The 20507-nt window shown below is 59.0% G+C and carries 26 protein-coding genes and 1 tRNA gene; 12 read left to right on the top strand and 15 right to left on the bottom strand.

Annotated elements, in window-relative coordinates:
* Positions 1-65 precede the first annotated feature (65 nt).
* From Mal65_RS17995 to Mal65_RS18060, 14 genes are all read right to left on the bottom strand, one after another.
* Positions 66-821 (bottom strand): hypothetical protein, encoded by a 756-nt coding sequence (locus tag Mal65_RS17995; protein WP_145300666.1) that lies wholly within the window; start codon positions 819-821, stop codon positions 66-68.
* Entirely contained in the window at positions 818-1159 is a 342-nt protein-coding gene (locus Mal65_RS18000) for a hypothetical protein (protein ID WP_145300669.1), read from the bottom strand. The genes Mal65_RS17995 and Mal65_RS18000 overlap by 4 nt, the downstream gene beginning before the upstream one ends.
* Positions 1152-1628, bottom strand: coding sequence for a hypothetical protein (locus Mal65_RS18005; protein WP_145300672.1), 477 nt, complete (start codon positions 1626-1628; stop codon positions 1152-1154). Before Mal65_RS18005 ends, Mal65_RS18000 begins: the two co-directional genes overlap by 8 nt.
* A 252-nt stretch (positions 1629-1880) precedes the next feature.
* On the bottom strand, positions 1881-2096 hold the full coding sequence (locus Mal65_RS18010; protein WP_145300675.1) for a hypothetical protein: 216 nt from the start codon (positions 2094-2096) through the stop codon (positions 1881-1883).
* A gap of 3 nt (positions 2097-2099) precedes the next feature.
* Entirely contained in the window at positions 2100-2360 is a 261-nt protein-coding gene (locus Mal65_RS18015) for a hypothetical protein (RefSeq protein WP_174820183.1), read from the bottom strand.
* A gap of 170 nt (positions 2361-2530) precedes the next feature.
* Positions 2531-2881: a helix-turn-helix domain-containing protein gene (locus Mal65_RS18020; protein WP_145300678.1), complete on the bottom strand. Its 351-nt coding sequence runs from the start codon at positions 2879-2881 to the stop codon at positions 2531-2533.
* The gene (locus tag Mal65_RS18025) at positions 2878-3795 is read right to left on the bottom strand and encodes a DnaB-like helicase C-terminal domain-containing protein (RefSeq protein WP_145300681.1); all 918 of its coding nucleotides are present in this window, start codon (positions 3793-3795) and stop codon (positions 2878-2880) included. Before Mal65_RS18025 ends, Mal65_RS18020 begins: the two co-directional genes overlap by 4 nt.
* Entirely contained in the window at positions 3792-4760 is a 969-nt protein-coding gene (locus Mal65_RS18030) for a DNA primase (RefSeq protein WP_145300684.1), read from the bottom strand. The genes Mal65_RS18025 and Mal65_RS18030 overlap by 4 nt, the downstream gene beginning before the upstream one ends.
* Positions 4760-5251: a DUF669 domain-containing protein gene (locus Mal65_RS18035; RefSeq protein ID WP_196784268.1), complete on the bottom strand. Its 492-nt coding sequence runs from the start codon at positions 5249-5251 to the stop codon at positions 4760-4762. The genes Mal65_RS18030 and Mal65_RS18035 overlap by 1 nt, the downstream gene beginning before the upstream one ends.
* A gap of 112 nt (positions 5252-5363) precedes the next feature.
* The gene (locus Mal65_RS18040; protein WP_145300687.1) at positions 5364-5621 is read right to left on the bottom strand and encodes a DUF1580 domain-containing protein; all 258 of its coding nucleotides are present in this window, start codon (positions 5619-5621) and stop codon (positions 5364-5366) included.
* A 90-nt stretch (positions 5622-5711) separates the two neighbouring features.
* A complete protein-coding gene (locus tag Mal65_RS18045) occupies positions 5712-6446 on the bottom strand; it encodes a hypothetical protein (RefSeq protein WP_145300690.1) in 735 nt (244 codons plus the stop codon).
* A gap of 149 nt (positions 6447-6595) precedes the next feature.
* The gene (locus Mal65_RS18050; protein WP_145300693.1) at positions 6596-7798 is read right to left on the bottom strand and encodes a tyrosine-type recombinase/integrase; all 1203 of its coding nucleotides are present in this window, start codon (positions 7796-7798) and stop codon (positions 6596-6598) included.
* A 137-nt stretch (positions 7799-7935) separates the two neighbouring features.
* Positions 7936-8009: transfer RNA gene (locus Mal65_RS18055), tRNA-Val, on the bottom strand.
* A gap of 92 nt (positions 8010-8101) precedes the next feature.
* Positions 8102-9064 carry a DUF3179 domain-containing (seleno)protein gene (locus tag Mal65_RS18060; RefSeq protein WP_165701366.1) on the bottom strand — a complete coding sequence of 321 codons (963 nt, stop codon included), beginning with the start codon at positions 9062-9064 and terminating at the stop codon, positions 8102-8104.
* A gap of 381 nt (positions 9065-9445) precedes the next feature.
* On the opposite strand from Mal65_RS18060, the gene Mal65_RS18065 reads away from it, so the two are divergent.
* From Mal65_RS18065 to Mal65_RS18075, 3 genes are all read left to right on the top strand, one after another.
* On the top strand, positions 9446-10831 hold the full coding sequence (locus Mal65_RS18065; protein ID WP_145300699.1) for an FMN-binding protein: 1386 nt from the start codon (positions 9446-9448) through the stop codon (positions 10829-10831).
* Complete coding sequence (locus Mal65_RS18070; protein ID WP_145300702.1) at positions 10828-11901, top strand: glycoside hydrolase family 62 protein; 1074 nt, start codon at positions 10828-10830, stop codon at positions 11899-11901. The genes Mal65_RS18065 and Mal65_RS18070 overlap by 4 nt, the downstream gene beginning before the upstream one ends.
* Positions 11902-11982: 81 nt before the next feature.
* The gene (locus Mal65_RS18075) at positions 11983-14562 is read left to right on the top strand and encodes a 4Fe-4S binding protein (RefSeq protein ID WP_145300705.1); all 2580 of its coding nucleotides are present in this window, start codon (positions 11983-11985) and stop codon (positions 14560-14562) included.
* A gap of 136 nt (positions 14563-14698) precedes the next feature.
* On the opposite strand, the gene Mal65_RS18080 is transcribed toward Mal65_RS18075, so the two are convergent.
* Positions 14699-15199 carry a DUF2752 domain-containing protein gene (locus Mal65_RS18080; RefSeq protein WP_145300708.1) on the bottom strand — a complete coding sequence of 167 codons (501 nt, stop codon included), beginning with the start codon at positions 15197-15199 and terminating at the stop codon, positions 14699-14701.
* A gap of 200 nt (positions 15200-15399) precedes the next feature.
* Between Mal65_RS18080 and rpsJ the strand changes: the two genes are divergently transcribed.
* The 9 genes from rpsJ to rplP all read left to right on the top strand — a co-directional run bounded on the left by rpsJ (position 15400) and on the right by rplP (position 20405).
* Positions 15400-15726 (top strand): 30S ribosomal protein S10, encoded by a 327-nt coding sequence (rpsJ, locus tag Mal65_RS18085; protein ID WP_145300711.1) that lies wholly within the window; start codon positions 15400-15402, stop codon positions 15724-15726.
* Between the two features lie 246 nt (positions 15727-15972).
* Positions 15973-16626 carry a 50S ribosomal protein L3 gene (gene rplC, locus Mal65_RS18090; RefSeq protein ID WP_390621870.1) on the top strand — a complete coding sequence of 218 codons (654 nt, stop codon included), beginning with the start codon at positions 15973-15975 and terminating at the stop codon, positions 16624-16626.
* 5 nt (positions 16627-16631) lie between these two features.
* Positions 16632-17285 (top strand): 50S ribosomal protein L4, encoded by a 654-nt coding sequence (gene rplD, locus Mal65_RS18095; RefSeq protein WP_145300717.1) that lies wholly within the window; start codon positions 16632-16634, stop codon positions 17283-17285.
* Complete coding sequence (rplW, locus tag Mal65_RS18100) at positions 17285-17608, top strand: 50S ribosomal protein L23 (protein ID WP_145300720.1); 324 nt, start codon at positions 17285-17287, stop codon at positions 17606-17608. The genes rplD and rplW overlap by 1 nt, the downstream gene beginning before the upstream one ends.
* A gap of 126 nt (positions 17609-17734) precedes the next feature.
* The gene (gene rplB / locus Mal65_RS18105; protein WP_145300724.1) at positions 17735-18592 is read left to right on the top strand and encodes a 50S ribosomal protein L2; all 858 of its coding nucleotides are present in this window, start codon (positions 17735-17737) and stop codon (positions 18590-18592) included.
* A 49-nt stretch (positions 18593-18641) separates the two neighbouring features.
* Positions 18642-18914: a 30S ribosomal protein S19 gene (rpsS, locus tag Mal65_RS18110; RefSeq protein ID WP_145300726.1), complete on the top strand. Its 273-nt coding sequence runs from the start codon at positions 18642-18644 to the stop codon at positions 18912-18914.
* A gap of 9 nt (positions 18915-18923) precedes the next feature.
* Positions 18924-19283 carry a 50S ribosomal protein L22 gene (rplV, locus tag Mal65_RS18115; RefSeq protein ID WP_145300729.1) on the top strand — a complete coding sequence of 120 codons (360 nt, stop codon included), beginning with the start codon at positions 18924-18926 and terminating at the stop codon, positions 19281-19283.
* 56 nt (positions 19284-19339) lie between these two features.
* Positions 19340-20050: a 30S ribosomal protein S3 gene (rpsC, locus tag Mal65_RS18120; protein ID WP_145300732.1), complete on the top strand. Its 711-nt coding sequence runs from the start codon at positions 19340-19342 to the stop codon at positions 20048-20050.
* Positions 19989-20405: a 50S ribosomal protein L16 gene (gene rplP / locus Mal65_RS18125; RefSeq protein ID WP_145300735.1), complete on the top strand. Its 417-nt coding sequence runs from the start codon at positions 19989-19991 to the stop codon at positions 20403-20405. Before rpsC ends, rplP begins: the two co-directional genes overlap by 62 nt.
* Positions 20406-20507 lie beyond the last annotated feature (102 nt).

Below are 20507 nucleotides of genomic sequence, written 5' to 3' on the forward strand. Positions count from 1 at the left end.
GGCCAAGCCCAGTCCCGTGGAAAGGTTGCGAAACACGGGGCGGGAGACAATCAGCGGGTGTGGGGTCAGTCGACGTACACGTCCAGACATTCCGCCTCGGCGGCATCAATCGCATCGTTGTACGCGTCCAGGTTCTCCCCGTGGATTTCTTCGAGTTTTGGAATGCGTGCCACCTGCTCGTCGATGTAGGCCTGCCATGCCGAACGGTCGACCGTAGATCGCTGGCCAAACCCACGACGCTCAACAAACTTCTTGCCGGTGGTGTGTTCGATTGTGGTGATGAAGTCGATGCACTTCTGCCCGTCATCGATGGCCAAGTTCTCGCACGCTTCGATGCGGTCCAACTCGGTCTCCGCCCGCAATGCCGCCTCCCGATACTTTCGGGTCGCGGCTCGCTTGCGCTGGTTGAACTCAGCGACGCGCCACTTGGGTGCCAGCGATCGCAGGTTAGTAACTGCCGCGTCCATCTCCTCGGCTCGCTTGGCCGCGATGCGGTGGTCTTGCTCGATCTTGGCCAACTCGGATTGAAGGTCGGCGATCTGCTTTTGCAATTCTGGCGCGCGTTTTTCTCGCACTTTGAACAGGCGAGAAACTTCCGCATCCTGTTTGTCGCGATCTTTGCGGGTGCCGGCGATCTTGCGTAGCTGGACGATGCGACCGAATCGGCGCAACTCTTTGTCCAGTTCCCTTTCGCTGCACCCGAGTGCATTGCAGCATTCGACGCGTTGTTCAAACGTCAATTCTCCGCCGGACGATGCGACCATTTTTAACAACTCCTCGGCGGCTTCCAGCTTGGATTTGGTTTCGGTTTTGGTGGTCATTGGTTGGCCTCATGCTTGGCTGTCAGTCGGATTAGTTCGTCGCAGTGTTCGCGAAACGTGTGCGGTGGGACATTCAATTCCAGACCGCTGTTGAGAAGTTGCCAGTCGCTTCGGTTCAAAAACTGCATCGCACTGGCCAGTCGGACCGTTGTGGCCCTGGACGCTCGGCCACGGTGGACCCAGTAGCCTGACCACAAGTCCGCCGGCGGTCCGTCGGTGTACTGGTTCGCCTTGTTGATAACCTCGACCAGGCAAAACACCGCGACGGCCTCAGCGTGGCTCCCGGCGGCTGTGACAAACTCGCCACCGGTCGGCAAGACGATGTAGAACTTATCCATGGCGACGACCGCGTCGGCTGTTGGCTTCGGTGATGGCCAGTTCCCGCAGCTCAGGATAGGCCCGGTTCGCGCGGCTCACGGCTTTGGCTCGTGTCATGCCCTGGCTTACAAGATCGTCGACCAGTGCTTTCCACTGCCCCCGCAACGAATGCGTATCGACCAGATTCGGCCGGTGACCGTTGGCGAATGCGACCGGCTTGTTCCCTCGTGCTTTGGCCTTCGCCGCCGGTGCGGTCCGCTCGGCTTCGTCCGCGTCGTGCTGGTCACGCTCAGCGGTCAACGTTTCGATTCGCTTTTCCAACTCGGCGATGGTTTCCGACAACTGGTCGTTTTCGGCGATCAGGCGTTTTTGTTCATCGGCGGCGATGGCTTTCACGCTCTTGCCTCGCTCGATGGCAAGAACCAGTCGGTCGCTGGTCATTCTTGGAAACATACGCCGAAGCGTCCGCAGGTCTTTTGCTTGACTCATTTTGCATCTACTCCGTGGGGTGTGATGCTTCCATCGTATGGCCGCAACATGGACATTCCATGGCCGACTTATCCGAACGGATAACTGCATCAAAAATATCCCTGCCGCGCTCATCGACCGCGTTGCTCGACTTGCCGTGATGTCCGCAGACATCGCACCGAAAGTACCGCGTCCGCCATCGTCCGACCGTGCGCGTGCTCTGCCGTCGCATCGTGCCGGTGTGGCACTTGGGGCAGGTGTCTAAAGCTCGCATCAGTATTGCTCGCTCAGGATGCTCTCGTCGGCGATGCGAAGGACCAGCCGCGTATCTTCGTAATCCAGACGCAATAGCGTCCCCTTCTCGACGCGACGCGATGTCCTGGCGATGTGGATTTGCTCGCCTTCCTTGGTCGTCAGTGGCATGACCGCCAAGGTGTTTCGGTCGACTTGCGTTCGCTTGGCTTGTGCCCGGCGTTTCGTCCCTGCCATTGCTCAAACTCCGTTCTGTTGTTGGTGGTGGTTCGCGTGTTCAAGTTCGGGGGTGCTGCCAGTGTCGCGGCGGTAGCCAATGAATCCGCCGCAAACCGAACACGTTGTGCGAATCCAACCAGGACGCGATTGAAAGTCGTCGCGCCAGGCGGACCGGTCGTGGTACGTGCAACGCGGCGGTGTCGTTGGTTCGGATGCCGGCGTGTTCAGTGCCGGCGTCACCCAAAGCGATTGAAGGTCGACGGCGGTCGGTGCGGTGTTCATTCGTCGGCGGTGGTCTCTGGAGTCAGTCTCAATGGGAACCATTAAGAGAGACTGACTCTCTTATGGTCCCTTATGGGAATGGCGACATCTGGGTGTCGCCTGGGCAGGTATCAAAATGTCGCCTACGTGGCGACATAGCTATGTCGCCTAGGATTTGCTCAAAATGTCGCCTAGGCGTCCGGCGGTGATCGGGGCAGTGAGTCGAGTTTTTCGCGCGACATTGGCAACACTCGGTAGCTTGCCGAACCTTGGCGAAACCCTCCCGTGTTCACTACTACCAGCAGCCCCCGAGCGACCAAGCTTGCGACCGACCGCTCAACGGTTTTGCGATCAATCCCACACCGACCCGCGATGGCTCGCTGGGATACCGTCGCGATCCCTTCGCGGGTGTCGCGGTACAACGCCAGCCACACCAACAACTCGGACCGTCGCAGTTCGCTTGCCGTGAAGTCCACAAACGCATTCAAGACGCGGAAGCGGTCGGCGGTTTGACGCTTCGGCTTTGTCTTTGGGCGGGTCATTCCTCACCCCACAATCCCGCAATCGCAGCGCGAAGTTGGCGGTGTTCCTCGGTCATCGGTGGTTCGGTCGGTTCGAACGATTGGACCGAGCGGTCGAACGTCAGGTCGCAATCCGTCGGCTGACCGTAGCGGCTTTTCAGTTGCCTCAACGTCACGTCGATAACCGCGTCGTCGGCGTCCTGTTCGGCGTCCTTCGCGGGAACCAGCAGGTAGGCGTCATCGGCCCCGTATTCCAGTTCTGACGACTCCCGAAAGGATGCCAGTGACAAGCCGTCGCCGGCGTAGCTGGTGCGGCCTTTGGCATCCTTCGAACGTCCGACCGCCGACAACGCCAGAACGCAACAACCCGCATCGGCGAACCGCCGTATCGAATCCATCGTCGCATCGACCGAACCGCGTTTGTCGTCATGCTTGCCGACCGGCCGGATTCGTTGGATGTAGTCCAAAACAACCAACTCGGCTTCGATGTCGTCCGCAGCCGCCGCGACGTTCTCAAGTGTCATCGGTGCCCGCACAAACACCAGCCTGTCGGCGATGTCGTCGATGACATCAAAAGCCGCGTCTAGTTTGTCGCGTTGCCGTTCACCTAGTTGGCGGCTTTGGATGTAGTCCAGTCCCACCCCCGATAAACGGCTCAGTTGCCGTTCTAACAGCCGTTCCGGCGGCATCTCGACATTGCAGACGCACGCACGCAACGATTCGTCAGCGGTCATCGCAGAGACGACGCACTGCATGGCAAATGCCGTCTTGCCCATGCCGGGTGAACCGCCCAACAAAGAGACGGTCCCCGGACCAAGCCGGACGTGTTCCAATCCCGGCCCGATGTCATATCGGCGCGGCGGTTCGCCGTGCAAAACATCGTCTTGCCAGTCATCGAACAACCGGTCGCACCGGATGAAGTTCGCGGCGGTCATTCCGTAACCCCTTTCGACAATCCATTGTCAATCGCTCGGCGGACATCAGCCGGCGGCAACCCCGAGTCCAAAGCCGATTCAGTCAGCAACGCATGCGCAAGTCGCGGCGGACAACCAAGCTCGGCCAAGTTTGCTGCCGCCGAGTACAACAGCCGGTGTCGGTCGCCTTCGTCCGCACCGTCGCGGATAAACTCCAATGTCGCCAAGTTCAGCTCGGTCCGGTCGGTGTCGCGACTTCGGACCGCTTCGGTTTTTCGGTTCGTCTGTTCGCAAGCCGATTGCCAGTCCGCGACCGCTCGTTCGTCGGCCGCTGGTGTTTCTGGCAAGTCGAACGCCAGCGGCTCGGCCGAACGCTCCACAATCGCCGCCGGCCGAACCTGCATCAGCTCATCGACCGTCAGGAACCGCTTGTGACGTCCCGTCTTGCCGTGGCGGCTGTTCGGTGCTCGTAATGGCTGGACGATGTGGTAGATAGCCGTGTCGAGCCTTACAGCGGCCTTCGTGGCGATGTCCTCGGCTACCTGCCGAGCCACCCGGCCGAACACGTCCGACGGTTTGGCGGCGAACAGTGATGTCGGTAGGCCAACGTGAAAGCCTTTTGACCCGCTGAAGAACACCAGCAGCTCGGATTCATCGACTTGGTATCGCTCCAACACCCAAGCGACCAACCGCCGAGCCGAAGCGGTTGCCCGGTCGATGTTGCCGTCGTCGTCGATGTCGGCCCACAAGTACCGCGACCAATGCGTCCCGGTGAACCCGCGAACGTCCAACGTTCCGTCCGGTCGAACCACGCGCGACCGAATCGCATTGTCGTACTGGAAAGGTGATAAGAACCCTTCGCGGTCAATCTGTGCTAGGTCATCGCAATCCGCGTAGGCCGCGAACGCGCGGTCATAATCGACCAAACGACGCTCGCGGCTACACGGTCCAACAATGCGATACCCCAGCGGCATCGCATTGGTCATCAGAACGTTTCCCCGCTTTCGGGTGCGCTCTCACTGTCGCCGTCCGGCGCGAATGCGTCCGGTTCCGGCTTAATGACTTCGACAACCTCGAATTTCCGCACGCGGTTCCCTTCGTTGCCGTCGTCGTCGCGGCGGATTGCCAGCTTGACGTTGCAGCGGAACACAGCCGGCAACGGCCGTTCAAGTTGTTCCAAGTCGGTCACACCGAGCTTTGAAAGGTCGCGTTTTGTTCGCGACATTGCGGCCTCGGTGAACCAGCATTCATGCCAGAACCGGCCGCCGGTGTGTTCACCTTCGGCCACCTCGAACGTCAGCCGGTATCCCGGCGTCCCTTTGGTTCGGCTTTCGATGGCCTCACCCGCCACAATGTCGGCGACGTATTCGCCTTTGGGTAGCACGTCATTGTCGGCGGCGGCGGCCGTAGTGTCCCAAGCCGATTTGATGGTGTCTAAGGTGCCTTGCTGGCGTAGAATGTTAGATAGCTTTCCCATTTTTGATTCCTTTTGATGGGGTGCTAAGAAACGGCGAAGACGTCCGACCGTCTTTGCCAAGAAAAAACCGAAACGGCTGGTGTCGGTTGGTAGACGACACTGGCCGTTTTTTTCATCTGCTCCGGGCTTCGATGAATCGGGTGATCGACTGGCGCGATGTGAACCACTGGCGGCCCAGGCGGATCGCCTCAAGCTTCACCTTGGTGTCACCAACGCCGCGCTGAATCCACCGCGTCATCGTGGCCTTGTCCGGCCGGCATCGGCGGCCAGTGACGCGGGCGATCTCGGCCCGTGCTTCAGCGATTGTGAGAATGTCTTCGGACAGAATCCGGCGGACAGATTGGCCGGCATCTTGTTCGGCGGTTTGCATGAAAAATCCCTTGCGTTTGATTGCTGCTAAATGCAACGCAAGGGATTGTGGGGCGACGGTAGGAAAACGCAGCCGTAGAAAAATCTAACCCTATGGTCCGACCCAGTGTTTTGCCCACTTTTGCGTCTTGGGATCAGCCCGAAGTTCCCAAGGAATACGGGGCTTCGCACGGTTTGCGACTTCGTTCATTTGCCGTATCAGGTTTCGGAACTCGCTGCCCGCACCCGGTGCAATCTCTGCCCGGCTCATTGGTGACTTGGCAAGCCAAAACACGTCAAGGATTTGCTGGCGATTGACGGTCGTAAGCAGGTTGCGCCAGCGGTCCCACTCGGCTTTGCGAGCACAAGGGGCGAGAATCCCCAACGCATTCGCAGCCGCTTTCAATTCCCGCTGAACGTCTCGCCATCGTGCGTCGATGTCTCGCCAAGTATCGTCACGCATCCAATCAAGCCATTCCCGATGCACGGCTATCGACCGAAATACCAAGGCGGCGACATCGGAAAGCGCCGGGTGGCTCTGGCACTCTGCAAGGGCTGCGGCTGCTGCGTGTTCGAATGGTGTCGACAGGTCGAAAATGCGTGACGCTGTTTTGACCCGCGTCGTTGGCCAACGATAACCCGGCGGGTATTCGCGCAGGTGTGGCGGCGTCATCAATTGATATTCATACCGCCGCCGAATGTCTTGCCGTGTCCATCCCCGACGGTTGCCCCTCAGTGGTCGCCAAGACTCCTGCGGGACGTCCAGATAGTAGCCGTCTACGTCGTCCAGATCGCAAACAAAAACATGCTGGCGATCTATCAGCGCGATGTACTCGTCCAATTTCATGATGGTCCAATGCTTTCGGCACCACGGCGGCCGGCGGTGCATTGGAGATACCGCCGGCCGTTCCGTGACGCCATCACGCCGACCGTCGCCGGCATGACTTGGTTGACGCGGTGACCGTCGCCGCCGCGTTGGGTTCATTGTTCAGATTGCTAGACGGACGGTCCAGCCTTGGCGGCTTCGATTGCCTTTTCCAGCGACAGCTTGGCGTAGTGCTCGGTCATCGACGCTCGACTATGACCAAGCATTGCCTGTGCGGCTTCCACGCCCAACGCTTCGCGGATGACCGTGCCAGCGGTATGCCGAAGTTGGTAGGGGAACCAATGGTCGGTCCCGGCCTTCTCTGCCGCTCGCTGAATCGCACGTCGGTAACTGTCCGCACCAAAGCAGGGTCTGTAGTTTCGCTCCTTGCGTGTTCCGTCCCTCGCCGTTTTGCCATAGCCCGGCCGGTCGCCCTGGTTCATCGGCGTTTTGCGGTTCGCACTTCGCTGGTCCCGGTGCCAGTCGGCCGACTCCTTCGGGGTGAAGCAGTATTTATCGTCCGGCCGGTCCAAAAACGGCTTTAGCGCCAACTTCGCATCGCCCACCAGTGGCACCGCCTTGGTCTTGCCATGATGGGCGGTCTTGTGCGTCGGCGGTCGGTACACCCACACACCGTCCGGTCGCTTCTCGATGTCGGTCGGACGCATCTTGCAGACTTCACTCGGACGCATCCCGGTTGCCGCCTGAATCCGCACCATTGCCTTGACAGTTGGCGATAGGTGTTTCGCCGTCAGTCTGACCGCTTCGATGTCGACCGGTTGCACGGGTTCGGATTCGCGGGCCTTGGTCTGACCCTGCTTCAGCGGTTCCAACGTTTGCAAGGCAACCAAGTATTCCGGCTTCACAATCTCGCGGCTCACTCCGAATCGGAAGATTGAAACGATGCAACGGGTCTGCGTGTTGACGTACTTGCGACAGTTGCCGGACGCGACAAACAAGTCCCGAAGTTCGGCAAGCTTGCGGGGGCCGAAATTCTCGACAGGGTCGTCGCCGTATTCGTCTTCCAGGACGGAACACAGGCTTCCGTACCTCGACAGCTCGCCAGCGTTCTTGGCGTAGCGGACCTTGGCGTGTTCTCGAAACTCGGCCGTCAGGCATCGCACGGTTACCGGCTGGTCTGACTTGTGCGTTTCGACTTGTTCGGGCATCCGCTGGCCGTTGGCGTTGTACTCCGCCAATAGTGCGTAGTACTTGGCCCAGCTTTGCGGGCTTCCATGTTCGCCTAGATAGAAGTTGCGACCGTCCAGCGTGACGACTGCTTGGCCCGATACGTGGTAGCGATAACCGGGGGCCGTAGAACGTTTGCGTGGCATGTGCTGCCGTCCTCCGAATGATTCTTGATATCGAATATCAAGAATGACTTGGAAACGGGTCGCACTGCCTTGGGCAGGTAACGCTCACAGGAGCGATCCGACCGGGAAAACACGGTGTTTTCCGAAACTCACAACTATGGGCGATACAGAATTCGAATCTGTGACCTCTGCGGTGTGAACACAGCGCTCTAACCAACTGAGCTAATCGCCCGATGGGGGCCGGCCGGTGAGCCGACGACTTCGGAAGCGACAGCGTAGAAAAATCGATTCGATTCCGCAAGCAGCATTCCCGGGTGCGATGCGTCAACGATTTGGCAATCGTTCTTGGCTGGGTCGCAGAGCTACGGAGGTCGGATGAAATGCTTGCCAGGCGAAACGAAACGAATGCGTCCACGACACTGCCGGATCCGCCTGAGTCACACGAAACTGGAGTGCAACCGGGTCGAATTTCACGACCAACGACGCTCCGGCTAGCTGGAAACGGCGGGAAGATGCTCGATTGCCAAATGCGTCGGCGGCGATGAAGCCGGACTGGCCGTTGGCCGACACTCCCAACACCAACGATTTCAAATCCGAGGCTGGCAATTCCATCGCCGCAGGATTGACCGGAAACATCAGCCCCGGACGGCGAAGGTAAGCTTCGTACGGATTAACGGTGTAATCGCGTCGACTGCCTGAGCGAACGGGATCGGCCGAACGGATCGATACGACGGTGGATTGCGGGTGCCGGTCGACCCACTGCTTCCAATGGACCAATTCATGGCGAACGGGCGCCAAGCGTGTCCCCGCCATTGGACCGCTGATCGCTCGCAGATCCAATTGCGACCACAGACTGGGATTCGATGATCGCCGGTCGTACATCAGCACGTTGCTGTTGAACAGCAAGCCCGAAACACCGAACTCGATCGATCTTGATCCGACATCCCGGTCGACCACGACCGCTGAGTCACAAAGCGGACAGAAGGTCACCGCGATCGCGTGATCCCCAAATTGATCGTTGATGATCTCGTGATAATTCAGGATGGAAATTGGATAGGCCCTGGCCATACCACCCATTGCAACACCGATCACGCGATCATCGCCGCGCATCGCGTCCGCTTGGTCCACCGTCAAAACGACGGGGTCGCTCAACGCGGCAATCCCGTCTTTGGGTGGCCCGCCGCGGAGGATCTGTTCGCGGGGCACCAGTGATTCGGATAGATCGAATCCGTTCGGTCTGACGTCGCGTTCCCCGGAATCCTGAACCAGCGTCACTGGCAAAGTCATCGACACGTCCCGTCTTGCTGTCGATCCATCCCGAACGGACGCGGAGACGCAAGTCACAACGAAAACAACCAAAGCCAAAGCCCACCCAAAACGATTTGGCTGACGCCGGCAGACTTTTGTTTGCATCGGATCGAGGACCGTCACGACAATTGTCTCCCACAGACGAAAAACGGGCGGTGAACCATCTTCCCGAAAAACAATGGCGAAGGCCGTCGCTAAACCGACGAGCGGGATCGTTAACAATCACCGCCGGACACATCGACGCAGCCGCAACAACTAAACTGACCGAAGCGGTGTTCGAATCGACGCCAATCGGCACACCGCAGCATGGGGCCGCGATGAACCGCCACCACTTTCAACCGTTCGCACGACAGCACAAGCATGAAACCTCCGAACATTCGCAAACCAAAATCTGTCGGCCGCGGATTGACAGCAGCGTTAAACGCCCCATGCATTCGCCGCTACGTCACGTCTAGGTTTCAGCTGGCGATCGTTACCGTGTTGGTGATCTCGGTTTTCGGATCTGGCCACGCGCGAGCCGCCGACAAGATCGAGTTCGTCAACGGCACCGAGCTGGACGGAAAGATTTTGCAGATTCGCAAAGCCGACAAAGAATTCGACTTTGAGACAGACATCGGTGGCCGCACGATTTCCCGCACCTACCCGTACGACAAGGTCCACGCGGTCACATTTGGCGGCAAGCGGTTTGTGATCACGCCGAAAACTGCGGCAAGCACCGCATCGTCTTCGGCCAGCAGCGATCCAAACCAACTGAACCGTTCGCGTGGCGAAGTCTTACAGATCATCGAACAAGCCGGCCGTCAGCCGCCCAGCTGGCTGGCATCGACGCCGATGAATCATCCTGCGTCGCTGGACCTTTCATGGCCGCTGAAGCCGGGGGGACCATGGAACGAATCAAAGAATGTGGGTCAGTACATTTGGGGACGAGTGAATCCGAACCCGGGACGCTGGCGCAGCGGGATCAAGTTGGTCCATCAATGCATCGACCAACACAAGACAGACCCGAAGTTACTGAAACGTGATTTCGAGAAACTGGGGCAAATGTATTTCGAGCTTTTGCAAGATTACCCACGCGCTGCCTATTACATGAAGCTGGCGGGGGCAGCGCCAGACAAGCAACTGGGCGTGCACTTGGCGGAATGCTACTGGCGACTGGGCAACAAATCGATGGCCTTGCAAACGCTCGCCGGACGCAGCATTCATTTCGACGCGATCAAATTGCTGGGTGACATGGGGGAGGTCGATCGAGCCGTTCGACTGACTGCCGCGTACGCCAACAGCAACTTCTTCAACGAGGCCTTCTTGAACGCTGGTGATGCCCTGCGAAACGCGGGTCGATACGACGAGGCAATTCAATACTACCAACGCATTTTGGATTTGGATCGCGCGCGAAATGCCGAATACAAGAAGCGTTATCACGGCCGCGCCCGCGACGCGATCCAGGCGATTCGGCTGTTCGACAAAGTCGATGTGACGAAGATTTCCGACGGCACCTACCAGGCAACCGCCACGGCCTACGCTGGCCCTCTGACCGTGGATGTCATCGTTGCCGACGCAAAAATCGAATCCGTGCAAGTCGTCAAACACAAAGACAAGCAATTCTATGCCGCACTGACCGACACACCGCGTCAAATCATCGAAAAGCAGACGGTCAAAGACATCGACGGGACCAGCGGTGCGACCATCACATCCCAGGCCATCATCACCGCCACCGCAATGGCACTGGGCAAAGGGTCCAATCAATGATTGTCGCGTCGCGTATCGCCCTGGCTGTCCTTGCTTCCGTATCCTTTTATCAATCGCTGTATGCCGGCGACCCGGTGGACGGAAGCTGGAACGACGGACGGTTTCATTGGCACGTCGGCAAGCCCATCTTAAGTGTTGACCAGGATCGCCTACCGGACTTGCCGGATCATCGATGGGTGGCCGTCAAAGACCCCAGCGTGGTTCGTCACGACGGACACTGGCATTTGTTTTGTACGCTTCGCAACGACAAGAAGGGCGACGGCCGGATACGCATCGGCTATCTGAAATTTTCCCAGTGGGAACAGGCCAAGTCGTCCGAATGGTCCGTCCTGGATTTGACATTGGACTACCACGGCGCGCCGCAAATCTTCTATTTCCGCCCCGACCAAAAGTGGTATCTGATTTACCAGGCGGCGGATGAATCGCGCAACCTTCGCTACGGCCCCTGCTATTCGGTCAACGATGACATCAACAACCCGGCCGACTGGAGTCGTCCCGAGTCTTTGTACGTGGTCCCGGAGGGCGAGCAGGCCGGGTTGGATTTTTGGGTCATTTGCGACAACGATCATGCCTATCTGTTTTTCACTTCGCTGAACGGAAAATTGTGGCGATCACGAACCCGCTTGGATCAATTCCCCGACCGCGGGTGGTCCGAACCGGTGATCGCATTACAGGCCGACATCTATGAGGCCAGCCACACGTATCACATCAAGGGTTTGGAAAAGTACGTGACCTTGGTCGAAGCTCAAGATGGAAAACGTCGCTACTTCAAGACGTTCATCGCCGACACACTGGACGGAACATGGCGGCCCTTGGCGGCTAGTCGCCAAAAGCCGTTCGTCGCCCCGAAGAACGTCATCAACCAATCGACATCTTGGGCGACGTCCTACAGCCATGGTGAATTCATTCGCGACGGCATCGACCAGCGACTGAGCATCTCGGATGACCGTTTGACGTTGCTGTTCCAGGGGGCTTCGGACACCGAATACCAGCGTGGTTCCTATGGCGACATTCCCTGGCGATTGGGATTACTGCGTCTGGCTGACGAACCATACGATGCACCGGAGTAACGCCGAACGGCCGACGGACGGATCGGGTGCCTGATCACCGGCACAGCGCGCACACGAAACGAACCTCGACGACGATTCATCATGACGGCTGGAAAAAAACGATTACTGGCCTTGGGGATCGCCATGGTTTGCACGGCGGCTTTGGCGGCCGGGGCCGGCCAATGGCATTGGACGTTCGGAACCCTTCGGCTGGATCCGATGGTCTTGGCTGCGTCGATCGTTGGGTTGGCCGCCAGCGCCTTGATATTGCTGTCCAGCTTTCGCAGTGACGACGGGTCCAAGGTGTTGATCCGTTTGGACTGGTTTTTGCCGATGCTGAGGCGGCCCAAGGCGGGCAAGGCGGTGTCGCCGTCTATCCTGGGCCGAACGATGCGGCGGGTGATGCCATCGACGTTGCAATCCGACTGGTCCACCAAACGCCGCGGCCCGGTTCGTCGCTGGCTTCGCCGACTGGGCCCCAGTTGGACGGCTGCTCCGGTGCGACGGCTTGTTCAAGGCACCTGCTTGGTCACTTTTTGGATTCTGTTTTTCTACGTTTGCTGGCCGTATGACGCTCGTCCGGCACTGGTCCAGCCCGCGTCGACCGGGTGGTTGTTGCAAACGGTTGACCAGCAATCGGGTGAAGTTCGGTTCCAGGGCGACGACTCGACGGACGCTTCCATCGAAGCGGGGGACTACTTTGTCATCGACACGGGCGTGACCGACGATGCAGCCGCGGATCTGGGACAGTTTCGCATCGACATGAACTCCGACGGGACGATTTCACTGAAGCCCAGCCAAACCAAGGCGGCGGGACAGTGGGACGCCTTTTTCTTTGGTACCGGCCCCTATGACTTGTACGCGATGCGGCTGGGACAATGGCCCTCGCACTACGCCGACAATCTGCGAGGCAAGGAAAGATTACCGGCCGAGTTGTTTCTGATCATCGATCCGCTGGTCAGCCTTTCGACGGCCGTCGCATCGCGAAGCCTTGTCTGGTCGCTGACTGCGGCGGGCGTGATTTTGATCGTTTGCGTTTTGATCCCGCGTGGTTTTTGCGGCTACCTGTGTCCATTGGGCACCACGATTGATCTGTTCGACTGGCTGGTGGCCGGGCGAGTTGGCCGCTTCCGCGTTCCCGATGACGGCTGGTGGGTTCACATCAAGTACTACCTATTGGCTGGAACCATGATCGCGGCGGTCGGCGGCGTGCTGGTCTCTGGCTTTTTTTCAGCGATCCCGGTGGTCACTCGGGGCATGCTGTTCTTGCTGGATCCGGTGCAAACAGGCGCAACGCGAGGCTGGCATTTGATCCCGCCGATCAATGCGGGGCATATCGTTTCGCTGTTGTTGTTTGCAGCGGTGCTGTGCTTGGGTTTTTTGCGTCCCAGGTTTTGGTGCAAGTACGTATGCCCCAGCGGCGCGGTATTTAGCGTGGGCAACCTGCTGAGGGCGACCGAACGCAAAGTCGAATCCAGCTGCATTCACTGCAACAAGTGTGTGGAAATCTGCCCGTTTGACGCGATCAAACCGGACTTCACGACCCGCGGGACAGACTGCACGATGTGCCAGTCGTGTGGCGGTGTGTGCCCGACGCATGCGATTAAATTTGTCGAGCGGACCAACCTGGTCCAGCTGAAAACCTTTGATGACCCACCGACAGGCGAAAGCTCGCTGGGGCGCCGCGGGTTCCTATCGGCCGTCGGTGGCGGTGCGGCCGCGGTGGTGGGTGGCGTCGGAGCGGTGGCGGCCACCAAAGCGTTCGGTGCCAAGCTGTCCGATGACGAATCGTTTCGCCCCGTACGACCGCCCGGCAGTGTCCCCGAGCAAGAATTCTTGCAGATGTGCATCCGCTGTGGTGAGTGCTTCAAGGCTTGCCCCAACAACGTGCTGCAGCCGGAGGGATTCCAGCAAGGCTTGGAAGGACTGTGGACGCCGATGGTCCAGGCCGACTGGGCCGGATGCGAATCCAGTTGCAACGCGTGCGGCCAGGTTTGCCCGACGGGTGCGATTCGGGCGCTGCCCATCGAAGAAAAGCGGCACGCGCGGATGGGGCTGGCGATTCTGAATGAATCCACCTGTCTGCCGCTGGCGGGCAAGGAGGATTGCGACCTGTGTGTCCAGGAATGTCAGGCAGCCGGGTATCACGCCATCGAATACACCCAGGTCGGTGTTCAAACCGACGAAAGCGGGATGCCGATCGAAGGGACGGGATTCCTGGCCCCGCTGGTCATCGACGACGCTTGCGTGGGTTGCGGGCTTTGCCAGACACGTTGCTATGCCATCAACGTCAAGGATCGCGGCGTCCTGGATGAATCGGCCATTGTTGTTGTCGCCGGCGGGGACCGAGAAGACCGGCTGATGGAAGGCTCCTACCGCGAACTGCACGAACAACGCACCGGCGGGGCCGCCAAGGATCCGACGCCGACCGGCCATGGCACGCGATCGCAGACGGCCGCCCCGAAGGGTGGCGGCGCGTCTGGCACGGCCCGCAGCGATTCACAGGACCCCTTCGGACTGGGTGGCGATGCCGATCCGTTCGGCCTGGGCGAATCGGTCGGCAGCGAATCCACCACACCGGACGCCCACCCCGCCAAAAACACTGATGATCTGGATCCTTTCGGAATCGGCATCGAAACGGATGCTGGGCAAACGCCAAGCGACGACGACAGCCCGTTCTGAAACATGTCCGATTGCCGACAAGTTCTCGGTGCGGCAACAAAACCTGTCAGCGACAAACAAACTGCGCTGACCCGATCGCAATGATCCGGTGCCGTGACAGGGATTCGGGCTCGCCCGAGACGTCTTCGTCGAGACCTTATGCACCGGCTTCGCTTGCCAGCCGGATTGCCCAGTCGACCAAGGTTAACACCGCAATTCCGACGGCGGACCATCCCAGCACTCGAATCCATTCCGGCCGGGGCAATCGACCGCGCCAAGCGACCCCGATCGCCACACCGCTGAATATCAGCGCAAACACCGCCAGGAAGAACCCTCCCGAATTCACCGCCAGGCTGCTGGCCCACTGGCCATGGGTAAAGTGGCTCCAAGATGTCGTCATACCGCAGGCCGGACAACGCACGCCCAGCAAGATGCGTGTGGAGCAGGGCGGTAGCCCAAGTTGACGATGGGTTCCCAGGCCTTCGGAACTCGGCTGCAACGTGGACGCGATGAGCAACAACACCAAAGGCACGCCGGCGGCGACCGCAGCGACCAATCGCGCCGGGATACTCAACGGAAACGGGCGATCAACGGTCGCCTGCGCCCCCGGCCGGGGCGGGTGCGACAGACCATCAGGGGTTTGTGGACGGCTTGTCATGCCAAAATCCGGTCGTAATCGGAAAAAGTTCGTCCGAATTTCATAACAGCTGTTGACGTTTTTTTCGCCGGGTCATACCTTCCTTGCCTTCGCCGAGCGGGATTGTCCCGCAACGCTGCCAGTACGCACGCCGATATGCTTTCGGCATGGCCGCGGTTCAGCGAAACGCCCTTTGGTATTTCCCTTTTTAGGTTGTCGCTGTGTCTGCCGGGACGAACGAAGTTATCCGCATCCGAATGGAAGCTTACGATCACTCTGTGCTTGACCAGAGCGCTCTGGAGATCGTGGATACCGTCAAGCGAACGCACAGCGAGGTTCACGGCCCGATTCCGTTGCCCACGCGAGTGGAACGCTACACGGTTTTGTCGGGTCCGTTTGTGAACAAGAAATCTCGGCAACAATATGAAATCCGGACGCACAAGCGTCTGATCGACATCGTTCAGGCAACGGCCAAAACGATTGAAGCATTGAACAAGTTAAGTTTGCCGGCCGGCGTGGACATCAAGATCAAGGCGTCCGCTCGTTAGTCAGTCGGTCGTGGCGAAGCGATCCGATGATCGTCTCGTCGTTTTGTGGTTTATTCGCTGGTTTCTGCATGCATGGAAGCCGTGCCGATAACCGCTCGCCAGCCTTCGCGTTGATTGCGTTGGATGTGGAATAGAGTTCGGTTCGGTCTCGGCGACTTCGGAATCCAATACGAACGTTTGAGGGCCCCGTGATACGGCGGGGTGCAGGTTGCTATGTCTCCTTCCATACTCGGCCGCAAGGTCGGAATGACGCAGGTTTACCAGGACGACGGGACTGTCGTGCCGGTGACCGTGATCCAGGCGGGACCCTGTCACGTGCTGCAGGTTCGCAGCGTGGATCGGGACGGCTACGAAGCAGTTCAATTGGGTTTCGAAGACAAGCCCCGTCGCTTGGCCAACCGCAGCGAACGCGGTCATGTTGCCAAGCTGGACAGCAAGCGTTCGAAGAAACGCTCGGCAGGCGGCGTTGAATTGCCCGCCAAGGCAGATTGTGAGCCCAAGCGTTTCGTCCGTGAGTTCCGCGGTGCGACGGATTTGGAAATCGGTGCGGAAGTCACCGTCGGCCAATTTGCCGAAGTCCAAAAGGTGGACATCACCGGCACCAGCAAGGGCCGTGGTTATGCCGGTGTCATGAAACGACACAACTTTAGCGGTCAGCGTGCATCACACGGTGTGAAGAAAGTCCACCGTCACGCCGGGGGTACCGGCTGTAGTGCATCGCCCAGTCGCGTCTTCAAAGGTCGTCGCATGTCCGGGCAATACGGAAATGCCCGCAGCACCGTGCGAAACCTGGACGTCGTTCGCGTGGACCCGGAGAACAACTTGCTGCTGGTACGCGGCGCGGTTCCCGGCCCCAATGGCGGCTTCGTCTCCGTCCGTCAAACCAACAAGTTGGGGTAAGCGTTATGGCAACACTGCCCGTTTATGATGCCGCCGGCAGCGAAGTCGGCAGCTATGACATCGATACCGAACAGATCGCCGACCGCATCAGCAAGCAATTGCTGCACGACGTCGTGGTGATGTACCAAGCCAACCAGCGTCAAGGCAGTCGTGCCGCGAAGACTCGTGGCATGGTCGCCGGCAGCAAGAAAAAGCTGTATCGCCAAAAGGGCACCGGTAACGCCCGGGCCGGCGGAAAACGCACCAACGTTCGCCGTGGTGGTGGCGTGGCTCGCACGATCGCCCCTCGCGATTACAGCTACCGGTTGCCCAAGAAGGCGATCAAGTTGGCGACGCGAATGGCCATCCGCAGCAAAATCGACGACGGCGAAGTCGTGGTGGTCGACGACTTGAAGTTCGAAGAACCCAAGACTTCGCAAATGGCCGGCACCCTGAAGGCATTGGGCCTGGGTGGTGTGTCGACATTGGTCGCCACCAGCGATCAGGACAGCATGGTCTACAAGAGTGGCCGCAACATCACCGGTGTCTCGGTCGCCCAAGTGCGTGACCTGAACGCCCTGTCGGTGCTTCGCCCCAAGCGGATGCTGATCACCAAAGCGGCCTTGGACAAAATCAAAGACGGCAGCTTCGCGGCCAACGCCGAAGGGAGTGATGAGTGATGAGCAAGATCAATCCCCCGGAACCCACCCATCGCGGCGTTGAACTGGAACCCCACCAGATCTTGCTGCGTCCCTTGGTGACCGAAAAAGGTGTCCACCGCGCGACTCGAAACAACCAATACGCGTTCCAAGTCCACCGCGATGCCAACAAGATTGACATCCGCCGTGCGGTCGAATCGCTGTTTGATGTCAAAGTCGCCAAGGTGCGTACCCAGACTCGCAAAGGCAAAACGCGGCGTTTCAAGTTTCGATACGGTCGTACCAGCGACTGGAAGAAGGCGATCATCCAACTGCACCCGGATCATCGAATCGACTTCTTCTAAAGTGCGTCGCCGGTCGCTTTGGGTTCGCGGTCGTTCGTAAGAACGAATCTGATTGCGACGCAATTCACCGAGGCGAACGTCCGACACGCCCCATCAAATACCCTTTCCATCTGAATCAGACCTGTCATGGGCATTCGAGTATACAAGCCGACCAGCGCCGGACGACGCAACGCGTCGGTCAGCGACTTTGCGGATTTGACGCCCGGCGCCAAGCCGGAACGGTCGTTGCTGCGTCCGCTGCGAAAAACCGGCGGTCGTAACAACCAGGGCAAGATCACCGCCCGGCACCGTGGTGGCGGTCACAAGCGAAAGTATCGCGTGATCGATTTCCGTCGCGTCAAGGATGGTGTGCCTGCGGTCGTCGATTCGATCCAGTACGACCCGAACCGCTCGGCTCGCATCGCACTGCTGAAATACACCGACGGTGAAAAAGCATACATCGTCGCACCTGCCGGACTGAAAGCAGGTGACAAGGTCGAAAGCGGTCCCGATGCGGCACCAAACGTCGGCAACTGCTTGCCGCTGAAAAACATCCCGTTGGGTACGTCGATCTGCTGCATTGAAATGCGGTTGGGCGGCGGAGCAACGCTTTGTCGTTCGGCCGGAACGCAGGCGACTTTGATGGCTCGTGAAGCCGACTGGGCGCAGTTGTTGTTGCCCAGTGGCGAAGTCCGCCGTGTCCCCAGCGGATGCCGGGCAACGATCGGTCAAGTCGGCAACAGCGATCACATGAACGTGCGCCTGGGTAAAGCCGGACGTGCCCGCTGGTTGGGCCGTCGTCCGCACACTCGCGGTACCGCGATGAACCCGATCGATCACCCGCACGGTGGTGGTGAAGGTCGTACCAAGGGCGGTCGTCACCCGGTCAGCCCGCAGGGCAAGAGTGCCAAGGGTGGTTCGACACGCCAGAAGCGTAAACCAAGCAACAGCAGCATCGTTCGTCGTCGCAAGAGCCGGCGTTACGGTCAATTGAAGTTGAAGTAAACACAAAATCGCCCCGATCCCGCGTCTAGCGTAGACGGAAACACCAAACATGAGTCGCAGTCAAAAGAAAGGGCCTTACGTCGACCCGAAGCTGTTTTTCAAAGTGCAAAAACAGTCGGAAACGGGGAAGGCGGAACCCATCAAGACTTGGGCACGTGCCTGCACGATTGTCCCCGAGTTCGTCAACGTGACCTTCATGGTTCACGACGGGCGCAAGCACGTCAAAGTGTTGGTCACCGAAGACATGGTGGGCCACAAGTTGGGCGAATTCGCTCCCACGCGGACGTTCAAGGGTCACGGCGGCAAGGGCGGCAAGCGATAGGAAAATCCCATGGCACAAATCAACGCAGTCCACAAGAACGCACGCATCAGCGCACAGAAGGTCCGGTTGGTCGCCAACATGGTTCGCGGCATGTACGCCGACGAAGCATTGGACCTACTGAAGTTTCAGCCGCAGCGTGGTGCACGCATGTTGGAAAAGGTGATCAAGAGCGCCGTCGGCAATGCTCAAGATCCCGATCAGAACGGTGGCACCAGCCATCGCATTGAAGAATTGGTTTTGACCGACGTCCGAATCGACAGCGGTCCGATGTTCAAGCGAATCCGTCCTCGCGCTCGCGGGATGGCTTTCATGATCAAGAAACGTTTCAGCCATATCCGCGTCGGCCTGACGCCGATCGACGAACTGTAATCGACGCGTAACGTCGAATCGCTTTCCATCAAAGCCCCTAAGATCCACCCGACATCATGGGACAAAAAGTCAATCCCGTCGCTTTCCGCACCGGCGTAACCCGCGGCTGGCAAAGCCGTTGGTATGCGTCGAAGCAGGACTATTCGGACTTGCTGGTTGAAGATCGCAAGATTCGCGACTTCATCTGCAACCATCCGAAGCGTCCGCAGTATCGCAACGCGGGAATCGATCGCATCGAAATCGAACGGACTCGTGACGAGGTCCGTGTGATGATGTTCGTCGCTCGCCCCGGTCTGATCATCGGCAAGAAAGGTCAGGAGATTGAAATCCTGCAAGCCGAGCTTCAAAACCTGGTCGGCCGACGCATCAACTTGAAGGTCGAAGAAGTCGGTCGCCCCGAGCTGCAAGCTCAATTGGTCGCCGAAGACATCGCCCAACAATTGCAAAAGCGTTCCAGCTTCCGCCGAACGATGAAGCGTTCGTTGGAACAAACGATGGACGCCGGTGCCAAGGGCATCAAGATCCAACTGGCCGGCCGGTTGGGCGGAGCCGAAATGGCTCGACGTGAAAAACAAATCGCCGGATCGATTCCGCTGAGCACCCTGCAGGCGAAAATCGACTACGGCATTACTGAAGCGATGACGCCACAGGGGCACATCGGGATTCAGGTCTGGGTTAATCAAGGTACTTACGGAGACGACACCGATGGCGCTGATGCCCAAACGGGTCAAGCATCGAAAAAGCCAAAGAGGACGTATAAAAGGTAGCGCGACTCGCGGCAACACGGTGGTCTTTGGTGACTACGGGATCCAGTCCTTGGAACCTGGTTGGATCAAGGCGACCACCATCGAAGCCGGTCGTATCGCGGCCCAACAATACGTTCGTGGCGAAGGCAAGCTTTACATTCGCATCTTTCCCGACAAGTCCGTGACCAGCACACCGCTGGAAACTCGGATGGGTAAGGGGAAGGGTGAGCCCGAGTTTTGGGCGGCCGTGGTGAAGCCTGGCACGATCCTTTACGAACTGAGTGGTGTGACCGAGCAACAGGCAAAAGTCTGTTTCGCTCGACTCGCCAGCAAATTGCCGGTCAAGGTGCGTTTCGTCGAACGGCGAACGGCCTGAGCCGAAACCAAACACAGCCCGATGAGAACGGGTGAGCATTCCCGCGGCGCTTGATGCCCGGGTGACTCACCTCATTCGACCGGGCAGGCCGCAACGAGATTT

Origin of the sequence: Crateriforma conspicua, from assembly GCF_007752935.1 — a bacterium.
Classification (GTDB): domain Bacteria; phylum Planctomycetota; class Planctomycetia; order Pirellulales; family Pirellulaceae; genus Crateriforma; species Crateriforma conspicua.

What these genes read in the sequence shown, in the direction of transcription:
- Mal65_RS17995 (WP_145300666.1), bottom strand. Translation starts at nt 821, where the DNA reads ATGACCACCAAAACCGAAACCAAATCCAAGCTGGAAGCCGCCGAGGAG.
- Mal65_RS18000 (WP_145300669.1), bottom strand. Translation starts at nt 1,159, where the DNA reads ATGGATAAGTTCTACATCGTCTTGCCGACCGGTGGCGAGTTTGTCACA.
- Mal65_RS18005 (WP_145300672.1), bottom strand. Translation starts at nt 1,628, where the DNA reads ATGAGTCAAGCAAAAGACCTGCGGACGCTTCGGCGTATGTTTCCAAGA.
- Mal65_RS18010 (WP_145300675.1), bottom strand. Translation starts at nt 2,096, where the DNA reads ATGGCAGGGACGAAACGCCGGGCACAAGCCAAGCGAACGCAAGTCGAC.
- Mal65_RS18015 (WP_174820183.1), bottom strand. Translation starts at nt 2,360, where the DNA reads ATGAACACCGCACCGACCGCCGTCGACCTTCAATCGCTTTGGGTGACG.
- Mal65_RS18020 (WP_145300678.1), bottom strand. Translation starts at nt 2,881, where the DNA reads ATGACCCGCCCAAAGACAAAGCCGAAGCGTCAAACCGCCGACCGCTTC.
- Mal65_RS18025 (WP_145300681.1), bottom strand. Translation starts at nt 3,795, where the DNA reads ATGACCGCCGCGAACTTCATCCGGTGCGACCGGTTGTTCGATGACTGG.
- Mal65_RS18030 (WP_145300684.1), bottom strand. Translation starts at nt 4,760, where the DNA reads ATGACCAATGCGATGCCGCTGGGGTATCGCATTGTTGGACCGTGTAGC.
- Mal65_RS18035 (WP_196784268.1), bottom strand. Translation starts at nt 5,251, where the DNA reads ATGGGAAAGCTATCTAACATTCTACGCCAGCAAGGCACCTTAGACACC.
- Mal65_RS18040 (WP_145300687.1), bottom strand. Translation starts at nt 5,621, where the DNA reads ATGCAAACCGCCGAACAAGATGCCGGCCAATCTGTCCGCCGGATTCTG.
- Mal65_RS18045 (WP_145300690.1), bottom strand. Translation starts at nt 6,446, where the DNA reads ATGAAATTGGACGAGTACATCGCGCTGATAGATCGCCAGCATGTTTTT.
- Mal65_RS18050 (WP_145300693.1), bottom strand. Translation starts at nt 7,798, where the DNA reads ATGCCACGCAAACGTTCTACGGCCCCCGGTTATCGCTACCACGTATCG.
- Mal65_RS18060 (WP_165701366.1), bottom strand. Translation starts at nt 9,064, where the DNA reads ATGACTTTGCCAGTGACGCTGGTTCAGGATTCCGGGGAACGCGACGTC.
- Mal65_RS18065 (WP_145300699.1), top strand. Translation starts at nt 9,446, where the DNA reads ATGAAACCTCCGAACATTCGCAAACCAAAATCTGTCGGCCGCGGATTG.
- Mal65_RS18070 (WP_145300702.1), top strand. Translation starts at nt 10,828, where the DNA reads ATGATTGTCGCGTCGCGTATCGCCCTGGCTGTCCTTGCTTCCGTATCC.
- Mal65_RS18075 (WP_145300705.1), top strand. Translation starts at nt 11,983, where the DNA reads ATGACGGCTGGAAAAAAACGATTACTGGCCTTGGGGATCGCCATGGTT.
- Mal65_RS18080 (WP_145300708.1), bottom strand. Translation starts at nt 15,199, where the DNA reads ATGACAAGCCGTCCACAAACCCCTGATGGTCTGTCGCACCCGCCCCGG.
- rplC (WP_390621870.1), top strand. Translation starts at nt 15,973, where the DNA reads ATGACGCAGGTTTACCAGGACGACGGGACTGTCGTGCCGGTGACCGTG.
- rplD (WP_145300717.1), top strand. Translation starts at nt 16,632, where the DNA reads ATGGCAACACTGCCCGTTTATGATGCCGCCGGCAGCGAAGTCGGCAGC.
- rplW (WP_145300720.1), top strand. Translation starts at nt 17,285, where the DNA reads ATGAGCAAGATCAATCCCCCGGAACCCACCCATCGCGGCGTTGAACTG.
- rplB (WP_145300724.1), top strand. Translation starts at nt 17,735, where the DNA reads ATGGGCATTCGAGTATACAAGCCGACCAGCGCCGGACGACGCAACGCG.
- rpsS (WP_145300726.1), top strand. Translation starts at nt 18,642, where the DNA reads ATGAGTCGCAGTCAAAAGAAAGGGCCTTACGTCGACCCGAAGCTGTTT.
- rplV (WP_145300729.1), top strand. Translation starts at nt 18,924, where the DNA reads ATGGCACAAATCAACGCAGTCCACAAGAACGCACGCATCAGCGCACAG.
- rpsC (WP_145300732.1), top strand. Translation starts at nt 19,340, where the DNA reads ATGGGACAAAAAGTCAATCCCGTCGCTTTCCGCACCGGCGTAACCCGC.
- rplP (WP_145300735.1), top strand. Translation starts at nt 19,989, where the DNA reads ATGGCGCTGATGCCCAAACGGGTCAAGCATCGAAAAAGCCAAAGAGGA.